A 16,282-nucleotide genomic window follows, 5' to 3' on the forward strand; every position below is an offset into this window, starting at 1 on the left:
CCACGCACAGGGACGGCTTCGAGGGGATGGCCGGCGCCCTGCCTCAGATCAGGCCCGAGCCGCGGGCTCGTGACGGCTACCGACGCCACCGTGACGCCACGTTGCTTCCGGCGGCGAGGTCATCGGTAACGCGAACGTCGGGACAGAGCTGCCGGTCCCCCATGTCCCGGTCGCGCGTCGGGCCGCCCTGCGTCGGGCCGCCCTGCGTCGGGCCGCGCTGCCTCGGGCCGACCGCGCCTCGGGTCGGCCGCGCGACGGGCGGTGTGGGTCGGGACATCGCTGTACCGACGACCGGACCGTGGTTGCGTCGGCGAAGCAAAGCAACGCCCCCGTCGGTCGGCCTGTGGTCCGAGAGGCGGTCGCGGCGCTGGAGGCCGCTCGGTCGACGGGCGCGGAGTTGGTCGGAAGCTCGGATGCGCGTCCGGTGAGTCGCGGGGGGTGATGGGGAATCCAGGTTGCACGTCCGGCGGGTCGGGGGGGGGTCGTCGGAGGATCGGTGCGCGTTCGGTGGGTCGCGGCGGTGGACAGGAGGCCGCGTGCACAACCGACGAACGTCGCCTGGGGGCTCGGGTGCGCGTTCCGCGGAACGCAGGTCGGTCAGGAGTCTGGGTAGGTCGTCGCGGTGGGGCGGATCGGTCGAGGCTCGGTGTGCGTTCCGCGGAACGCGGTCGTCCGGCCGTCTTGGGGCTCGTACCCCGGAATGCGGGTCGAGGATGGTGGGCCCCTGCGGTACTCGTGTCGGCAGGCGCCGGTGTGCGTTCCGCGGAACGCGAACTGGCCCGGGGTCTTGAGTGCGTTTCGCGGAACGCCAGCCGGCCCGGGATCTGAGTGCGTTCCGCGGAACGCGGGTCGGTCGTGCGTAGGGGTGCGATCGCCGAGGTGTGCGGTGGGGGTCAGGGTGCGGTGCGTACGTTCCGCGGAACGCGGCCGACCGCCTCGGGTGCGTCTCGTGACGCGTAGGTGAGGCAGGAATCCGTGGCGGGTCCCCGTCGTATCGACGTGGTGTCGCCGCACCGGCAATCGCGTTCCGCGGAACGTCCGCTCGTTCTGCGGGCGCTTCGACCGGGCAGCTCCCGTTGGAGATTCCGCCCCAGGGGTCGGTTGAAGAGGCCGTCGTGCCCACGTGAACGGGGCCGGTCTCGGGAGTCGGTCGTGCGGCAGGTGACGTTCGGGCCGCTGGTCGCCGACGCCGAGTCGCCCGACACGTACACGGTCCGAACGTCCGATGAACCGCGTGAGCGTCGGATGTAGCCGTACCGGCCGGGGTCGCGTCGTGTTTCACGTGGAACCGTGCGGGCCCGGAACCGCATCGTGTTTCACGTGGAACGGGATGGGTCCGGGGCGCGCGTCGTGTTTCACGTGGAACCGCGCCGGGAGGTGGCGAGCCTCCTTCGGCACGCGCGCCTCCCCCGCACTCTCGTGGTCGACATCGGTACTCCGCGCCGTAGTGCTCGGCCAGAGGAACGTCGTGAAGGGGCGACACCGGCACAGCGACGGGCGCCCGCAGAGGGGACGGCGCGACGGGCGCCCGTGAGTTCGCGGTGCTGCTGTGCGACGCGCTCGGCGCCGCCACCGTCGCCGACACGTCACCGGGCCGGCGAGGTCACCGGCGGGGCAGGCCAGTGGTTGACAGTCACGGCCGCCATCACGGTCACGGTCGCCTTCCTTGCCACAGTCGCCCTCCCCGCCACAGCCGCACCCACGCGACGGAGACAACACCGCATCGATCGCGCCGGGCACGAGATCGGGACCGGCATCGGACCGGTCCACGGAACCGGGCCGGTCCGTCGTCGACGTGCTCGGGCTCGGCTCGCACGTCGGCTCGGTCCTTCGCGCGGCAGCGGTCGTACTCACTCGGGTCGACCGCTCCGAGGCTTTCGCTGTGCATGGCGACCGGCTCGTGGTGCTCGGGCTGCCGATCGATACCACCAGGCAGGAGTATCGCCCGCTCCTGGCGGCACCGTCGTCGCGAAGATCGAGCACACCGCACAGATCGGTCGTTCTCAGTGCTCCAGCGTCAGCGCCTCCCCCGGGGGAATCGGAGCGCGCCGGCGGACTCCGGTGTTCGCCGGCACGGTGCCTGCCAGATCTGGTGTACCGGGCCGGTAGGCGCACGGCGGGGCGATGTCTGCCTGCCGGGCTCCGTCCCGCACGAACCAGGGCGAGGTCGTCCTGGGCGGCGTCTGCGGCCCGTCGGGTCGAGCGTCGCCGGTGGCGAGGGCGCTCCCGGGACGCCGGGGTGGTGCTGGTGGGTGCGGTCGCGTTCCTGGCCGCGCGCGGTGACCCGGCCGTCGGACCGGCACCGACCGGGACGAGGTGCGTTCGGCTCCGTACGGACCTCGCGCTGCCGAGGTGCTGGACGGTCCCGAACCACGTCGTGCCGGAGTCGATGTGCTTGTTTCACGTGGAACACGAGCCACGGCCACGGCCCCACCACCGTTTGCCAGTTGCACCGGGGTGAGCTCGACGGACGCCGTGCGGTTCGCCAGGTCGCCGATGTCGGTCCTCAGCCGGTCGGCGATCATTGGCGAGTCGGGCTGCCGCCCCACCACCGGGTGCTGGGCGTCGCCGATCCCACCGCCCAGGCCCGCGCCGCGGTCGATGCTGGGGAACAGGTTGCCGCCCGACGGGTTCACGCCGGAGGACCCCGAAGACCCCGAGGACCGCAGAGACCGCACGAGGGGCACACCAGGGGTGTCCGAGCATGATCGGACTGCGCTGGTGTGCCCCTCACCCCGGCCAGCGGGCCCTCGATCCCGGCGTCGAGCACGCCGGCCTGCCGGCCCATCTCGTGGGGATGAGCAGGGAAGGCGGGGAGCCAGAGGTGCTGCACGACCTGTACTCGGTCGTCGTCGCTCTCGGACCGGAACCAGTCATGGTTCGAGGACTCGCCCCGGCGCAGCAGCGCCGCGAGGCGGACACCTGCGGCCGGCTCACGGACGGGCGCCCGGTGGTGCGGGTCCGCGTTCCCCGACCGGTCGGTGGCCTGCGGGGGCTGCTCGACGAGTTCCTGAGCCCGCGTGCCGACGGTCTCCGAGCCGGAGCCGACCGGAGCCGACCCGAGCCCGACCCGACCCGGCGCCGGCGGCGGTCGGTGCGGGTGTCGCAGGGTGCCGGCGGTACTGCGTCCGCGCACGGTCGAACAGCCCCGGATGCAGTCCCTGAACGACGCAGTACAGGCACTGGGCACGCATCGCAGCGATACGGCGTAGGTCTCCCCCGCGGAGCGGAATCGCGCCCCCAGGAAATGCGCCGCGGTCGCGCCGGTGCCCGGTGCCCGGTGGCCGGTGGCCGGTGGCCGGTGCCCTTGTCGACCCGCGAGGCCGGGACTGGCAGGCGGCACGACCGCCGGCACGATCCACCTCTGGGGCTCGTCGGTGGCCTCGTTCATCGGGAGGCACGCGTCGACGTCCCGGAGGCCGACGCCTTGAGTGCGGCTTGCGCGGCGCGTGGCCCGGCCGCGGCACCCCAGCCGCTGCACGGGGATCGCCTGCCTTCAGCGAGCTCCCGACGCGGGGAGCTCTGGCCGACCCTGACCCCGACCCCGGCTGCGCCACGTCTCGCTTGAGCCGGTGGAGCGGGATCTCGCTTGCGTCGATCCCGAAGTCGTGGGCGGCCTACGCGGATTCAGCCGGCCACGAGGTCGACGGAGAACCACTCGCCCTGTGCGGCCGCGCTGCTGGTCGCATGCCTCGCGAATGTCCAGCAACAGCTACAGCAGCAGTGTCAGTAGCAGCAGCTCGGCGACGGTGTGCTGCCGATGCCACAGCACTGGCGGCGGTCCGATCTGTGCGGCGGCTTGCCGGACGCTCGATGTTTCACGTGGAACCACCCGTCGCGCGGTTCCACGTGAAACACGTCAGTTGTGCCGGGTGGCAGCTCGCTCGACGAGCGCCTGATAGACCGTCGCGAGGTCCGAACCGTCGGCGGCGACCGCGGTCGGCAGCAGCGAGGTGTCGGTCAAACCGGGAGACACGTTCATCTCGAGCACGTGTACCTCTCCGGACGGGCCCACGATCGCGTCCACCCGGGAGATGTCCCGCATGCCGAGCAGCCGGTGCGCGGTGAGTGCCGTGTCCGCCAGCGTCGTCAGGACGTCCTCCGGAAGCCGGGCCGGACAGTGGAACGTCGCCGCACCCGGGGTGTAGCGGGAGGTGTAGTCGTAGAACCCGGACGGCACCTCGACCTCGACCGGCGGCAGCACGCGCGGCTCGTCGCCGTCGTGCACCACGGACACGGCGACCTCGGTGCCCGCGACGAAACGTTCGACGAGCACCGTGTCGGCGTAGGCGAAGCAGCTCACCATCGCGGCCGGCAGCTCCTCGGCGCTGCGCACCACCTGAACACCCAGCGCGGACCCGCCCTGGTCCGGCTTCAGCACCAGCGGCAGTCCGAGCCGTTCGACGATCGCGTTCAGCACGCCCTGCGCGCCCAGCTCGCGGAACGTCGAGTGCGGCAGTGCGACCCACTCCGGCGTCGACAGACCTGCCCGGGCGAGCTCGGCCTTCACGCTCGGCTTGTCCCACGCTCGCCGGCAGGCGCCGGAGGGAGTCCCGACGAAGGGAATGCCGAGCAGCTCCAGCACCTGCTGGACGGCGCCGTTCTCCCCTTCCCCACCGTGCAGCGCCACGGCGACGACGTCCGGCCGGTCCTTGTCGAGTCGCTCGAGCAGAGCGCTGTCCACGTCCCACTCCCGTACGTCGACACCGTTCGCGCGCAGCGCGCCGGCCAGGCGTCGCCCGGATCGCAGGGATACCTCACGCTCGTGGGACAGGCCTCCGGCCAGCACGGCCACCGTTCGATCGCTCACCCGGGCATTCTGCGCCATGCCCCCACGACGCCGAACGCCCCGGGCCGTACGGCCCGGGGCGTTTCACGTGAAACCGACGCGCTCAGGTGGTGTCCGGGGACGGGGTCTGCGGCCCGCGGTTCAGCTCGGTCCGGGCCGAGGAGCCGAACGTCCGGACGACGTCGAGCTCCGCCTCCAGCACCGCTGCCAGCCGCCGGACACCCTCGGTGATCCGCTCCGGCGTCGGGTAGCAGAAGGACAGCCGGAGCTGCCGGCTACCGAACCCGTCGGCGTAGAAGCCGGTCCCGGACGCATACGCCACCCGCGCGGTCACCGCGCGCGGCAGCATCGCCTTGGTGTCGACGCCTTCCGGCACCGTCAGCCAGACGAAGAACCCCCCGGCCGGCACGTTCCAGCTGCAGCCCTCGGGCAGGTACGTCTCCAGCGCGGCGAGCATCGCGTCCCGCCGCTCCCGGTAGTTCTCGCTGAACGTCTTGATCTGGCTGCGCCAGTCGTGGTGCGACAGGTACCGCGACACCAGCATCTGGGTGAACGACGGCGGGCACAGCGTCGCGGACTCCGCGGCCAGGACGAGCCGGTCCCGCACCAGCGGCGGCACCAGCGCCCAGCCCACCCGCAGTCCCGAGGCGAAGGTCTTGGAGAACGACCCGAGGTAGATGACGTCCGCGTCGTAGGACCGCAACGCCGGGTGCGTCTCCCCCGTGAAGCCGAGCATCCCGTACGGGTTGTCCTCGATGACCATGACGCCGTAGCGGCGGCAGAGCTCGAGGATCCGCGGGCGGCGCTCGTGCGCCAGCGTCACGCCGGCCGGGTTGTGGAAGTTCGGGATCGTGTAGAGGAACTTCGGCGTGATCCCCCGGCGAGCCAGCGACTCCAGGGCCTCGTGCAGCAACTCGGGCACGAGCCCCTGCTCGTCCATCGCGACGTGCACGACCCGGGCTTGGTAGGCGGCGAAGCTGCCCAGCGCGCCGACGTACGACGGGCCCTCGGCCAGCACGACATCACCCGGATCGACGAAGATGCGGGTGAGCAGGTCGAGAGCCATCTGCGATCCGACGGTCACGACGACGTCGTTCGCGTCCCCCTCGACGCCCTCCTCCCGCATGACCTCGCAGATCTGCTCGCGCAACCGCGGGACGCCCTGGGCCGAGCCGTACTGCAGGGCCGTCATCCCGTCGACGTCGACGAGATCGGCGACCTCGGCGGCGAGCGCCTGCAGCGGCAGGGCGGCCAGGTTGGGCATCCCACCGGCCAGCGAGACGACCTCCGGCCGGCTCGCGACGGCGAACAGCGCCCGGATCTCCGACGCCGTCATCCCGGCGGTGCGGGTGGCGAACCGCTCGGTCGGCGCCAGGTGCACGGGGGCGGACGACCCGGGGGCGGCGACCCGCTGGTCCTCCCCTGCCGCCGCTGCCCCCGCCGCGGCCGCGGTGCGGCGGGCGTCGGGCTGCTGCGGGCGATCGGGCGAGGCCATCGGGGTGCTCCCCTTCGACGAGGTGAAATGGTCGCCCGAGTGTAACCGCGACGGGTGATCGGCCTGCCCTTCGTCGTGACGAACGTACCGGTGAGCCGTCCCGGGGTGACGCGAATGCGGAAATCCGCCTACGCTCGGGCGAGGCGGAGCGAGGTCATGCCGGGCCGTTCCGCCGGTGCCGGGTGCGATCACGACCGTCGATCGCAGCCGGGTCCGGCCGTTCCGCGTACCTGCGCGTCTCCCGCGCCACGACGACAGCCGGAGGTCGGAGTACGTGTCCTGGCATGTGGCCGCGCTCAATCTCGACAATCTGGGCGATCTACCCAAGCGGTGTCGCAACTGCGTCTACTGGGAGCTCTCCCCGAAGCCGGCCGAACAGGCCGAGAGCTACGGCACCACCGACCTGGAGAAGGAGGCCTGGCTGTCGGAGATCCTCCTCGAGTGGGGCTCCTGCGGCCGGATCGTCTACGTCGGCGGTGCGCCCGCCGGGTACGTCCTGTTCGCGCCGCCGGCGTCGGTCCCCCGGGCCACGGAGATGCCGACCGGGCCGGCCAGCGCGGACGCCGTCCTCCTGACCACGATGCAGGTGCTGCCGGAGTTCGCCGGTGAGGGCCTCGGCCGGGCGCTCGCCCAGGCCGTCGTGAAGGAACTGACCCGGCGCGGCGTGCGGGCCGTCGAGGCATTCGGTGACGCCCGGCCGGGGACCGAGGCCGACTGCGTCGTCCCGGCCGACTTCCTCCGCTCGGTCGGTTTCAAGACCGTCCGGCCACACCACCGGTGGCCGCGGCTGCGGATGGAGCTGCGGTCCGGTCTGGAGTGGAAGTCCGGCGTCGAGGCCGCACTCGAACAGCTGTTCAACACGATGACGATCCCGATGCAGACACCTACCCCGGTCGGCGCCCCGGCTCCCGCCCGGGCCGGTCGGTGCCAGGTGTCGTCCCTGCCCGCACCGGGCGGCAGCGGCGATCCTGGGGCGCCCGGAGCGGCTCGCTGAGCGGATGTCCGGCACGGCCGCGGGTGCCGGGGCCGGGAAGCCGGAACGGCCGTCAGACGGCCTGGCTGCGGTCCCTGCCGTACTCGCGGGCCAGAACGTCGTTGAACGTGAAGGTGCCGGTGGGCTGGTCGTCCTGCCCGAGCAGATAGAGCCGCTTCACGGCGACCAGGATGCCCTCGGCGACGATGTCCCGGAACCCGGGGTCGAGCAGCTTGCGCCGGTCCCCGAGGTGGGTCAGGTACCCGGTCTCGACCCGGACGGTCGGCATCCGGGTACGGCGCACCAGTTCCCAGGTGCAGGTCTGGCTGCGGCAGTCCAGCATCGACGTCCGGGTGAGCAGTTCCCGCTGGATCAGCCCGGCGAGCGCCTCGCCCACGTTGGACGTGGTCCCCGAGCCGTTGCCGAAGTAGTAGGTGGCCAGTCCCTGCGCGTGCGGGCTGAAGCTGGCGTCGGTGTGCAGCGAGACGACCAGATCGGCACCGACGTCGTTCGCGAACTGGGCGCGCTCGGTGTCCGGTGGGTTGCCGTTCTCCGGGCGGGAGAGCAGCGCCTCCATGCCGGTGGCGGACATCCGCCCGACCAGGCGGCGGGCCAGGTCCCACATCAGGTCGGCCTCGGTGACGCCGGCGACCTCGACGCCGCGGTCCGTGCCGCCGTGCCCGGGGTCGATGACGATCCGTTTGCCCCGCATCCGCGGGCCGGCCCGGCGGAGCCGCTCCTGCTCGCGCAGCAGGTGCGGGCGGCCGCCGGTGACCTTGCGGCCGAGCTGGCGCAGCGCACGCAGCGTCTCGGGCCCGCACACGCCGTCCGGGGTCATGCCGTAGTCGCGCTGGAAGCGGATCAGTGCCTGCTCGGTCTGCTGGTCGAACTGCCCGCTCGGGCGACCCGAGTTGTAGCCCAGCTCGAGCAGCCGCTCCTGCAGCATGGCCACGTCGTCACCGGTGGTCGGGACGGAGAGGGTGAAGGACAGCATCCGGTCACCCAGCGACCATCCCGCTTCCCGCAGGGCGCGTGCGGTGTCCGTCCCGATGATGCCGTCGGTGATGAGCCCGCGGCCCTGCTGGAACACGCGGACGGCCTGGTCCACCTCGTCGTCGAACGCGTGCCCGTCCGGGGAGCCCGGCGGCAGGTTCGGCAGCAGACCGAGCTGCCGCAGCGTCGCTCGGATCTCGCGTACGGCAGGACCGGAGTCCCCGCGCCGGAGCAGCTGCATGCACCCCTCGCTCGCAGTCGACAGGCGCCGCAGGACGCCTGTGATCGGTCGGTTCCACTCGGTGAACCCTCGGGCCATTGTGCCCTGCCCCTCCCTCGGAGGAGCGCAGCGGGGCGAACACGCGCGTGTCCCGGTTGTGATCAACCGGGACACGCAGCGTGACCTCAGTGCGCTAGGAGCGCACGAGCGATATTCAGATGTGGTCGGCGAGATCCGCGAGCAGCGCGGCCTTCGGCTTGGCGCCGACGATCTGCTTCACCGGCTTGCCGCCGCTGAACAGGATCATGGTCGGGACCGACATGACCTGGTAGTCGCGGGCGACCTCGGGGTTCGCGTCGATGTCGAGCTTGGCGACGGTGAGCTTGTCGGGGTTCTCGCCGGCGATCTCGTCGAGCACCGGGGCGACCATCTTGCACGGGCCGCACCAGGTGGCCCAGAAGTCGACCAGGACGGCCTTCTCGCTCTTCAGCACGTCCTGGTCGAACGAGCCGGTGGTGACGTCGATGGTGTTGGCCATGGAGCTTCTCCTTCGGTCCTGGATCCGGTGGTCTCGGTGCGTGCGCGTCAGTGCGCGGTCTCGGCGACCTCGGCGGCGGGGCCGTCCCCGTAGCCGCCGCCCGCCAGCTCGGGGGTGACCGGGCGACCGGCGAGCCAGCGCTCGGCGTCGATCGCGGCCGAGCAGCCGGAGCCGGCGGCGGTGACCGCCTGGCGGTAGGTGTGGTCGACGAGGTCGCCGCAGGCGAACACGCCAGGGAGATCGGTGTAGGTGCTGCGGTCGGCGACCTTCACGTACCCCTCGTCGTCCAGCTCGACCTGGCCGCGGACCAGCTCGCTGCGCGGGTCGTGACCGATGGCGACGAACATCCCGGTGATGTCGAGGGTGTCGGCCTCGCCGGTCACCGTGTCGCGCACCTGCAGCTGCTTGACCGAGCCCTCGCCGGTCACCTCGGTGACCTCGGCGTTGGTCCGCCAGCGCATCTTCGGGTCGTTCTGCGCCCGCTCCAGCATGATCTTCGAGGCCCGGAACTCGTCGCGGCGGTGGATGACCGTGACGGTCTCGGCGAACCGGGTGAGGAAGGTGGCCTCCTCCATCGCCGAGTCTCCGCCGCCGATCACCGCGATGTTCTGGTCCCGGAAGAAGAACCCGTCACAGGTGGCGCACGAGCTGACGCCGCGGCCGAGAAGCTCCTGCTCGCCCGGGACGTGCAGGTACCGCGGCGCGGCACCCATCGCGAGGATCACCGCGCGGGCGCGGAAGGTCTCCCGCCCGACCCGGACCTCCTTGATCTCGCCGTCGAGACGGACCTCGTCGACGTCCTGTGGACGCAGGTCGGCGCCGAAACGCTTGGCCTGCCCACGCATCTGCTCCATGAGCTCGGGGCCCATGATGCCGTCGGTGAAGCCCGGGTAGTTCTCGACGTCGGTCGTGGTCATCAGGGCGCCGCCGAACTGGCTGCCCTCGAACACGAGCGGGGCGAGCTGGGCCCGCGCGGCGTACACCGCGGCGGTGTAGCCGGCCGGCCCGGACCCGATGATGATCAGGTTGTGCACCGTGTCGTCGGTGGTCACCGGTACCGATCCCTCCTGGTGCGACCCCTTGGCGGGTGCGCGATGACGGTGCCTGCGGATCCGGCCGGGCCGGCCGTGATCCGCGTCGTGGCTGCCGTATGTCTGGAACGCGATCCTAGACAGGGGCATTCCCCGTCCGTCCCTGCGCCGAACGCGCGGTACGTCACGAGCCGTCCTGCCCGGTCAGGGGACGACGGCGTCGGCGAGGAGCCGGGCGGTCCCCGGCCCGCAGTCCGGCGGGACGACGACGAGGCGGTAGCGCCCCGCCTGCGGTGTCCCGAGGACGAGCAGGACGCCCGGCTCCCCCGCCACCGGGTACGGGCGGGACGCGAGGAGTGGGGCCGCCGGGTCGGTGGCGCCGGCGACGGTGAGGCACGACCGCACCCAGCCGGGATCGACCGCCGGGCCCGCCGGGGCGTCCGCGTCGGCCGCCGCACGCAGGAGCTCCTCCGGGCTCGCGCCGGCGACCCGGACCGGCCCGGGGTGCGCGGGGCGGAGCACCGCCACGGCGCCGAGCGCGCCGACCACGGCCGCCGCCGCGAGGACGACGCCGGCCCGGCGGACCCGCAGACCGCGTCGTCCGGGTCGGGCCGGCCCGACCGTGGAGTCGTCGAGTTCAGCGGCGATCCGGGCACGGATGCGGGTGGCGACCTCGTCGGGCATCGGCACCGGATGCAACGCCGCCGCGACCGCGTCGCGGGCGCACCGTTCGGCCTCCGACAGACTGCGGCCAGAATTCATGTCGGCTGGCCGCGAATCGTTGCCTGGTAAGCAATCGGCTGGTGGAACGCCTAATTCGTCGGAGTGACCGGAATGCGGTCCGGAACTAATGTCGGTATTACGAGAATCGGGATCTCCGGTGGTCATCGGCCCTCCTCCCGCAGGTGACCCAACGCCCGGGCCAGTCGCAGACGTCCGCGGGCGCACCGGCTCTTCACCGTCCCGGCCGGCACGCCGACGATGTCCGCGACCTCCGACACGGAGTAGCCGAGCCCGTCCACCAGCACCACCGCCACCCGCTGCTCGACGGGCAGCACGGCGAGCGCGTCGTCGACCGCGAGCCGGGTCACCAGCCGCCCGGCCGGGTCGGCGGCGACCGCCGGGGCGAGCGAGCGGGTGTGGCTGCGCCGGCGTCCGGCGGCCCGGATCCGGTCCACACACCCGTTGACGATGATCCGGTGCAGCCACGTCCCGGCGGTGGCGTCGCCGCGGAAGCCGGGCGAGCGCAGCGCGGCCAGGAACGCCTCCTGCACGGCGTCCTCGGCCTCCGCGGCGTCGCCCAGCATGCGCAGCGCCACCGACCAGAGCCGGTCGGCGTGGCGCCGGAAGACCTCGTCCAGGTCGGGTGCGCCGGGCACCGGTATCCGGTCGAGGGCGGTCACCGGCGCACGGTAGGCAGCCGGCGCGGCCGGTCACGGGGGTTCCGGCCGGAGCCGGTCGCGATCGCGAACCGCTACTGGACGGCCCGTTCGAACGAGATCTCACCGATCGCGCTCTGGTTGTTCGCGCCCAGGGTGGTGATCCAGAGCAGGATGTTCCCGGTCGGCCGTGCCCCGTCCAGCGGGACGACGGTCTCCCCGGCCCCCAGGGTGGCCGTGCTGATCGTGTCGGTCTGCGCGAGGGACGCATCGGCGGACGGCGCCGAGCGGATCTCGACGACGGTGCCGGGGGTGGCCGAGTCGATGGTCAGCCGGGTGATCGGCTGGGGGGAGTCGAACGACGCCATGACCCCGATGCCCGGCTTGAGCGCGGGGAACGGCTCGAAGTACCGGCTGGTCGACCACGACGTGGCCGGGTCGCCGTCCACGGCCTGGTCGACGGCGGCGGCGTTGTCGCCGTCGCCCGCCGGGTCGAAGACCTGCACCGACACGGCCTGTACCGGGGACGCCGCGACGGCCGGCCCGGCCGGGCCCTGCGGCCCCGCGGGGACGGACGCGGCGGGCGGCAGGACCACCGGAGGCTCTCCCGAACCGCCGAACAACGCGCCCACCTGGACGCCGAGGTACCCGAGCACGATCAGCACGCCGACCGCGAGCACCGAGAGCCCCATCCGCAGGTTGCGGCGGCGCTGCGGGTCGTTGCGGGTGTCGGGCAGCCGGTCGGAGTCCTGCCAGACGTCGTCCGGGTCGGACGGGGCGCCGTCGTGCACCGGCGGGAAGAACGCCTGATCGGCGTCCTCGGCGACGATGTCGCCCAGCATCCGGTGCAACGCGGCGGCGGTGTGCACCCGGCCCAGGCCCTCTCCGGCCTGCCCCAGCGCCCCCATGCACAGCGTGTCCAGCTCCACCGGCACCCCGGGACGCAGCTGGGACGGCGCGCGCAGCCGCCCGGCAGGTGTCCGGTCGGCCGCGACCAGCCCGGCGCGGGCGGCGTCGGCGACGGACAGCGGCCAGCGGCGGGTCAGCAGGCCGTACAGGAGCCCGCCGAGCCCCCGGACGTCGTCCGCCGCGGACACCGACGGGCGGGGCAGCAGGAAGGCGAGCATCGCGCGACCGTCCGGGGTGATCCGGACCCGCTGCGGGTGGTCGCACCCGAGCACGAGGCCGTGCTGGTGTGCCGCGGTCGTGGCGGCGGCGAGGCTCTCGACGGCCTTGGCCGCGCGTTGCGCGCGCACCGGCCCCTCGGCGACGGTCTCGGCCAGCGAGCGGCCGGGCACCCACTCGGCGACGGCCGCGCCCAGCACGTCGGCGGGCAGGCCGTGCGTGCCGGCGGACAGCACGTCGAGCAGCCGGGCGCTGCCGGCGTGTTCGAAGCAGCCGGACCGGAGCGCGCGGACGATCATCTCGCCGGCCCGGGCGGTGCCCTCGGGATCGTCCGAACGGTCGTCGGCGGGCAGGCGGCGGAGCAGGGTGACGCCGACCGAACGGCGCAGCATCGTGTCCTCCGCCCGCCAGAACTCCGCGCCCGCCGCGGGATCGGAGCCGATCCGCTGGCGCAGCACGTAACGGTCGGTCAGGTTGGAACCCGCGGCGGTGCCCAGTGCGTCCCGCGCGGTGGTGAGCCGTTCGGTGGGGCGGCTCTGGGCCGGGACCTTCGAGGTCGCCTGCTCGTCCACCGGCCCGGGTTGTTCGGGGCGCCCGGGGGACGGCACGGGTGAGATCGACGACGTGGCGGGACCGGCCGGGTCGAGCGAGGGATGGCGCCCGGTCGCCTCCGGCGTCTCCGGCCGGGAGTCGGGGCGGTCGTCGGTCCGGGCAGCGCGCTCGTGGGTCTGCCCGCTCAACGGCCTCGCCCTCCCCCTGGCGCCTGGTGTCACGTCGACGGTCAGCCTACGTCACCGGGTCCGATCCGGACGAGCCGAGAACGGCACCCGGTATCCCGTCAGCAATGTCATCGTCGGCTGTCGCCGAATGGTTCGTCGGTCCGCCTCGGGATTCGCCCAGCGGTCTTATTTTTGCGATGAGCGGTAATTCCATGTCGGTTGTCGGTTAGCGATGTTCTGTCGCACGGCGTTCAACCCGCGGTGGGCGGACCCGGGGACCGCGCCGGGACACCGCTGTCCGGGTGGGACGTGTCGGGAGGTGCCCCGGAGTCACCCGTGGAACGGATCCGGCGGACGATCCGGCGCGCCACGAGCACCACGAGCACCGCGCCGGCGCCGGCGGTGAGCCACACGGTGACCGTCCCGTAGACCGTCGACCGGACCCGCAGCCGGGTGTCCGGGCCGAGCTCGGCGCCGTCCGGCGTGCGCAGCCCGGCGTCGACGCTGAACTGGCCGGAGCGGGTGACCTGTGCGCTCACCCGCACCTGGACGCGGCCCAGCGGCGGCACCGCCTGTACCGGGATCGGGGCGACCCGCAGGCCGGTGGTGCTGGACAGCACCACCCGGACGTTCATCGTCACCGGGAGGCCGTTGGCCACCGAGACGAGCAGCGGGGCGTCGCTGGTCCCCAGCGAGTAGGGGCTCGGCGGCTCCACCACCCGCACCGAGCCGCGGATCTGCTCGATCCGGTCGGTGACGATGCCGGCCTCCTGCCGCGACCGGGCCGGGTCGCCGCGCCACCACGACGACGCGGCCCGCAACGTCGCGCGGACCAGCGGGTCGAACACCTCGGCGGGGTCGGCGCCGACACCCGTGCGGGCTTCGGCGGCGCCGCGCAGACCCTCGATCGACCGGACCTGCTCGGCGATCGTGTCCACCACCGGGCCCGGGATCTCCGCCGAACCGGCCTGCGGCGGGTAGAACAGCCGGGTCGTGTCCCCGCCCGGGTCCGGCTCGGTGGCGAGGCCGGGCAGGCCGACCGGGACGAGCCCGCCGTCCTCGATGAGCGCGGACATCGCCGAGAGCACGCCTGCCGCGGCCTCCCCGTCCGCCGCCCACCGGTGCCCGGGTGCGACGAGCAGCGGCCCGGCTCCCTCGTCGGAGCCCGCCCGGAACGCGAGCGCTCCGGCGAGGTCCTGGCCGCCCGGATCGCCACCGGCCGGGCCGGTCGCGGCCTCGGTCAGCAGCGGGTCGCTGAGGACGGCGCGGCCGGGATCGGACCCGCCGCCCAGCCGGACGACACCCGAGGTCCGTGGGCTGCTGACCCCGTCCGAGGACAGCACGAACCGGGTGTCGCCGCCGAGTGCGGCCAGGGTCGGCTCGTCGATCACCCCGTCGGTGGGCCAGACGACGTCGTCGAGCACCGTGGTGCCGAGCTCGGCGGCGAGCGCGTCACGGCCCTGCGCGAGCGTCGTGCGTGCGAGGTCCGCCTCGCCGCCACGGACCAGGGCGACGAGGTCGGCGTCGGACGGCGGCAGCGCCAGCACACAGGTGCCACGGGCCGCCGACTGCAGCTCGGTCAGCCACTCCGCCGCCGCCTGTGCGCCCCGGCCGGGCGCGGTCGATCCGTCGGAGCCGGTGACGACCTCGTAGCCGCCGCGCATCGCGGCAGCCGTCGCGACCAGTTCGGGATCGATCGCCAGGCAGAGCGCGCCACGGGCCGGCGACCCGGGCGGGGCACCGGTGGACAGCGCCTCCACCAGCCCACGGAGCCTGCCGCCGGTGGCGAAGGAGGTCGCGAGCCCGTCGTCGGTGAGCACCGGGGTCTGGCCGGGGACCGGCGGGATCCGGCGCGGCGCGGCGGTGATCGGATAGAGCATCGTCACCGGGGTCGCGGCGGGCGGCTGTGCGGGCGGGCTGCCGGGGAGCGAGGACACCGGCAGCGTGGTGTGGATCCCGGCGAGGCGCGACGGGCTGCCGTCCACGCTCCCGTTGAGGTTCACCAGCAGCGGGTAGGTGCCCGGCCCGGGCAGGGCCAGCGACGTGTCCGGCGAACCGGTCAGCGGCACCGTGTACCGGAACGGCACCGACTCCTCCGGAGCGAGCGGGCCGAGCTCGGCGAACGGCGGGACGGCGTCGTCGGCGGAGGCCTCCCCGCCCCACGCGCTGCGCAACGCCGATTCGTCGGCGACGGCCGTGCCGCGCTGCACCCGCAGCGAGAGGCCCTCGACCGGGCCCGGGCCGGTGTTGACGACCGACCCGGTGAGGACGAGCTCGGGCGGCCCCGCGGCGGTGACCACCCGGGGTGACATCGTGGCGATGTCCAGCCGGACCGGGGCCGGCGGCGGTTCCTGGGCGGCGGCGGGTGCCGGGGCGAGCGCGGGAGCGAGCGTCCCCATCAGGGCGACGAGCACGATCGCGACCAGGGCCGCGACCCGGCTCACGCCGTCTCCTCCAGCAGGTTCGCCGCATGCCGGATCAGCCGGCGTTCGTCGGCGTAGGCGAGCCGGCCCTCCAGTGCGTCCAGGGGCACCCAGGCCACCTCGGAGACCTCGATGTCCTCGTCGGACAGCTCGCCGCCGAGCGCACGCATGAGGTAGTGGTGCACGGTCTTGTGCACGCGACGGTCCTCGGCGACGAACCAGAAGTCGATGGTGCCCAGGGGTGCCAGCACCTCACCGATGATGCCGGTCTCCTCCTCGACCTCGCGCACCGCCGCCTGCTCGGCGGTCTCGCCTGCCTCGATGTGGCCCTTCGGCAACGACCACAGCAGGCGTCCCCGACGGTCGAGGCGGCCGATGAGTGCGGCCGCGCCGGTCACCGGATGGACGACGAGGCCACCGGCGGACGTCTCGTCCACCGTGCGCAGCCGCCGGCGGCGCCGGTCAGGGGGTCGCCCGGCGCGCCCTCCGTGCCCCGCGCCTCGACCGGCGGACGAGCGGCCGCGGGAGGTGGACATGTGGCGATGGTAACGAGGAGGCGGCCACTCGGGCGGTCGACGAGCCGTCCGCGACCGGTTC

Annotated in this window: 11 protein-coding genes; 1 reads left to right on the forward strand and 10 read right to left on the reverse strand. The window is 73.5% G+C overall.

Annotated features, from left to right (window positions below; genetic code table 11):
- Window positions 1–3,859: 3,859 nt before the first annotated feature.
- Both JOF36_RS02690 and JOF36_RS02695 read right to left on the reverse strand, forming a co-directional pair.
- The gene (locus tag JOF36_RS02690; protein ID WP_210024848.1) at window positions 3,860–4,810 is read right to left on the reverse strand and encodes a D-alanine--D-alanine ligase family protein; all 951 of its coding nucleotides are present in this window, start codon (window positions 4,808–4,810) and stop codon (window positions 3,860–3,862) included.
- A gap of 82 nt (window positions 4,811–4,892) precedes the next feature.
- Window positions 4,893–6,284 (reverse strand): aminotransferase-like domain-containing protein, encoded by a 1,392-nt coding sequence (locus JOF36_RS02695; RefSeq protein WP_245350632.1) that lies wholly within the window; start codon window positions 6,282–6,284, stop codon window positions 4,893–4,895.
- Between the two features lie 274 nt (window positions 6,285–6,558).
- Here JOF36_RS02695 and JOF36_RS02700 point away from each other — a divergent pair, with 274 nt between their 5' ends.
- Entirely contained in the window at window positions 6,559–7,278 is a 720-nt protein-coding gene (locus tag JOF36_RS02700; RefSeq protein WP_210024849.1) for a GNAT family N-acetyltransferase, read from the forward strand.
- A 52-nt stretch (window positions 7,279–7,330) separates the two neighbouring features.
- Here the strand turns inward: JOF36_RS02700 and JOF36_RS02705 are convergent, their stop codons facing one another.
- The 8 genes from JOF36_RS02705 to JOF36_RS02740 all read right to left on the reverse strand — a co-directional run bounded on the left by JOF36_RS02705 (window position 7,331) and on the right by JOF36_RS02740 (window position 16,221).
- Complete coding sequence (locus tag JOF36_RS02705) at window positions 7,331–8,491, reverse strand: N-acetylmuramoyl-L-alanine amidase (RefSeq protein WP_210024850.1); 1,161 nt, start codon at window positions 8,489–8,491, stop codon at window positions 7,331–7,333.
- A gap of 193 nt (window positions 8,492–8,684) precedes the next feature.
- Complete coding sequence (trxA, locus tag JOF36_RS02710; RefSeq protein WP_210024851.1) at window positions 8,685–9,008, reverse strand: thioredoxin; 324 nt, start codon at window positions 9,006–9,008, stop codon at window positions 8,685–8,687.
- A 47-nt stretch (window positions 9,009–9,055) separates the two neighbouring features.
- Entirely contained in the window at window positions 9,056–10,060 is a 1,005-nt protein-coding gene (trxB, locus tag JOF36_RS02715; protein WP_210024852.1) for a thioredoxin-disulfide reductase, read from the reverse strand.
- Between the two features lie 183 nt (window positions 10,061–10,243).
- A complete protein-coding gene (locus JOF36_RS02720; protein WP_210024853.1) occupies window positions 10,244–10,723 on the reverse strand; it encodes an RsmA family anti-sigma factor in 480 nt (159 codons plus the stop codon).
- 200 nt (window positions 10,724–10,923) lie between these two features.
- On the reverse strand, window positions 10,924–11,442 hold the full coding sequence (locus JOF36_RS02725) for a sigma-70 family RNA polymerase sigma factor (RefSeq protein ID WP_210024854.1): 519 nt from the start codon (window positions 11,440–11,442) through the stop codon (window positions 10,924–10,926).
- 71 nt (window positions 11,443–11,513) lie between these two features.
- Window positions 11,514–13,283, reverse strand: a complete 1,770-nt coding sequence (locus tag JOF36_RS02730) for a protein kinase family protein (RefSeq protein WP_245350635.1) — start codon at window positions 13,281–13,283, stop codon at window positions 11,514–11,516.
- A 230-nt stretch (window positions 13,284–13,513) separates the two neighbouring features.
- Window positions 13,514–15,706, reverse strand: coding sequence for a DUF6049 family protein (locus JOF36_RS02735; RefSeq protein WP_210024856.1), 2,193 nt, complete (start codon window positions 15,704–15,706; stop codon window positions 13,514–13,516).
- Window positions 15,703–16,221, reverse strand: a complete 519-nt coding sequence (locus tag JOF36_RS02740) for an NUDIX hydrolase (RefSeq protein ID WP_210024857.1) — start codon at window positions 16,219–16,221, stop codon at window positions 15,703–15,705. Before JOF36_RS02740 ends, JOF36_RS02735 begins: the two co-directional genes overlap by 4 nt.
- Between the last annotated feature and the right edge of the window lie 61 nt (window positions 16,222–16,282).

Origin of the sequence: Pseudonocardia parietis (assembly GCF_017876315.1) — a bacterium.
Taxonomy (GTDB): domain Bacteria; phylum Actinomycetota; class Actinomycetes; order Mycobacteriales; family Pseudonocardiaceae; genus Pseudonocardia; species Pseudonocardia parietis.

Coding starts and splice junctions, on each gene's coding strand:
- JOF36_RS02695 (WP_245350632.1), bottom strand. CDS start 6,284: ATGGCCTCGCCCGATCGCCCGCAGCAGCCCGACGCCCGCCGCACCGCG.
- JOF36_RS02705 (WP_210024850.1), bottom strand. CDS start 8,491: ATGCAGCTGCTCCGGCGCGGGGACTCCGGTCCTGCCGTACGCGAGATC.
- trxA (WP_210024851.1), bottom strand. CDS start 9,008: ATGGCCAACACCATCGACGTCACCACCGGCTCGTTCGACCAGGACGTG.
- JOF36_RS02720 (WP_210024853.1), bottom strand. CDS start 10,723: ATGCCCGACGAGGTCGCCACCCGCATCCGTGCCCGGATCGCCGCTGAA.
- JOF36_RS02740 (WP_210024857.1), bottom strand. CDS start 16,221: ATGTCCACCTCCCGCGGCCGCTCGTCCGCCGGTCGAGGCGCGGGGCAC.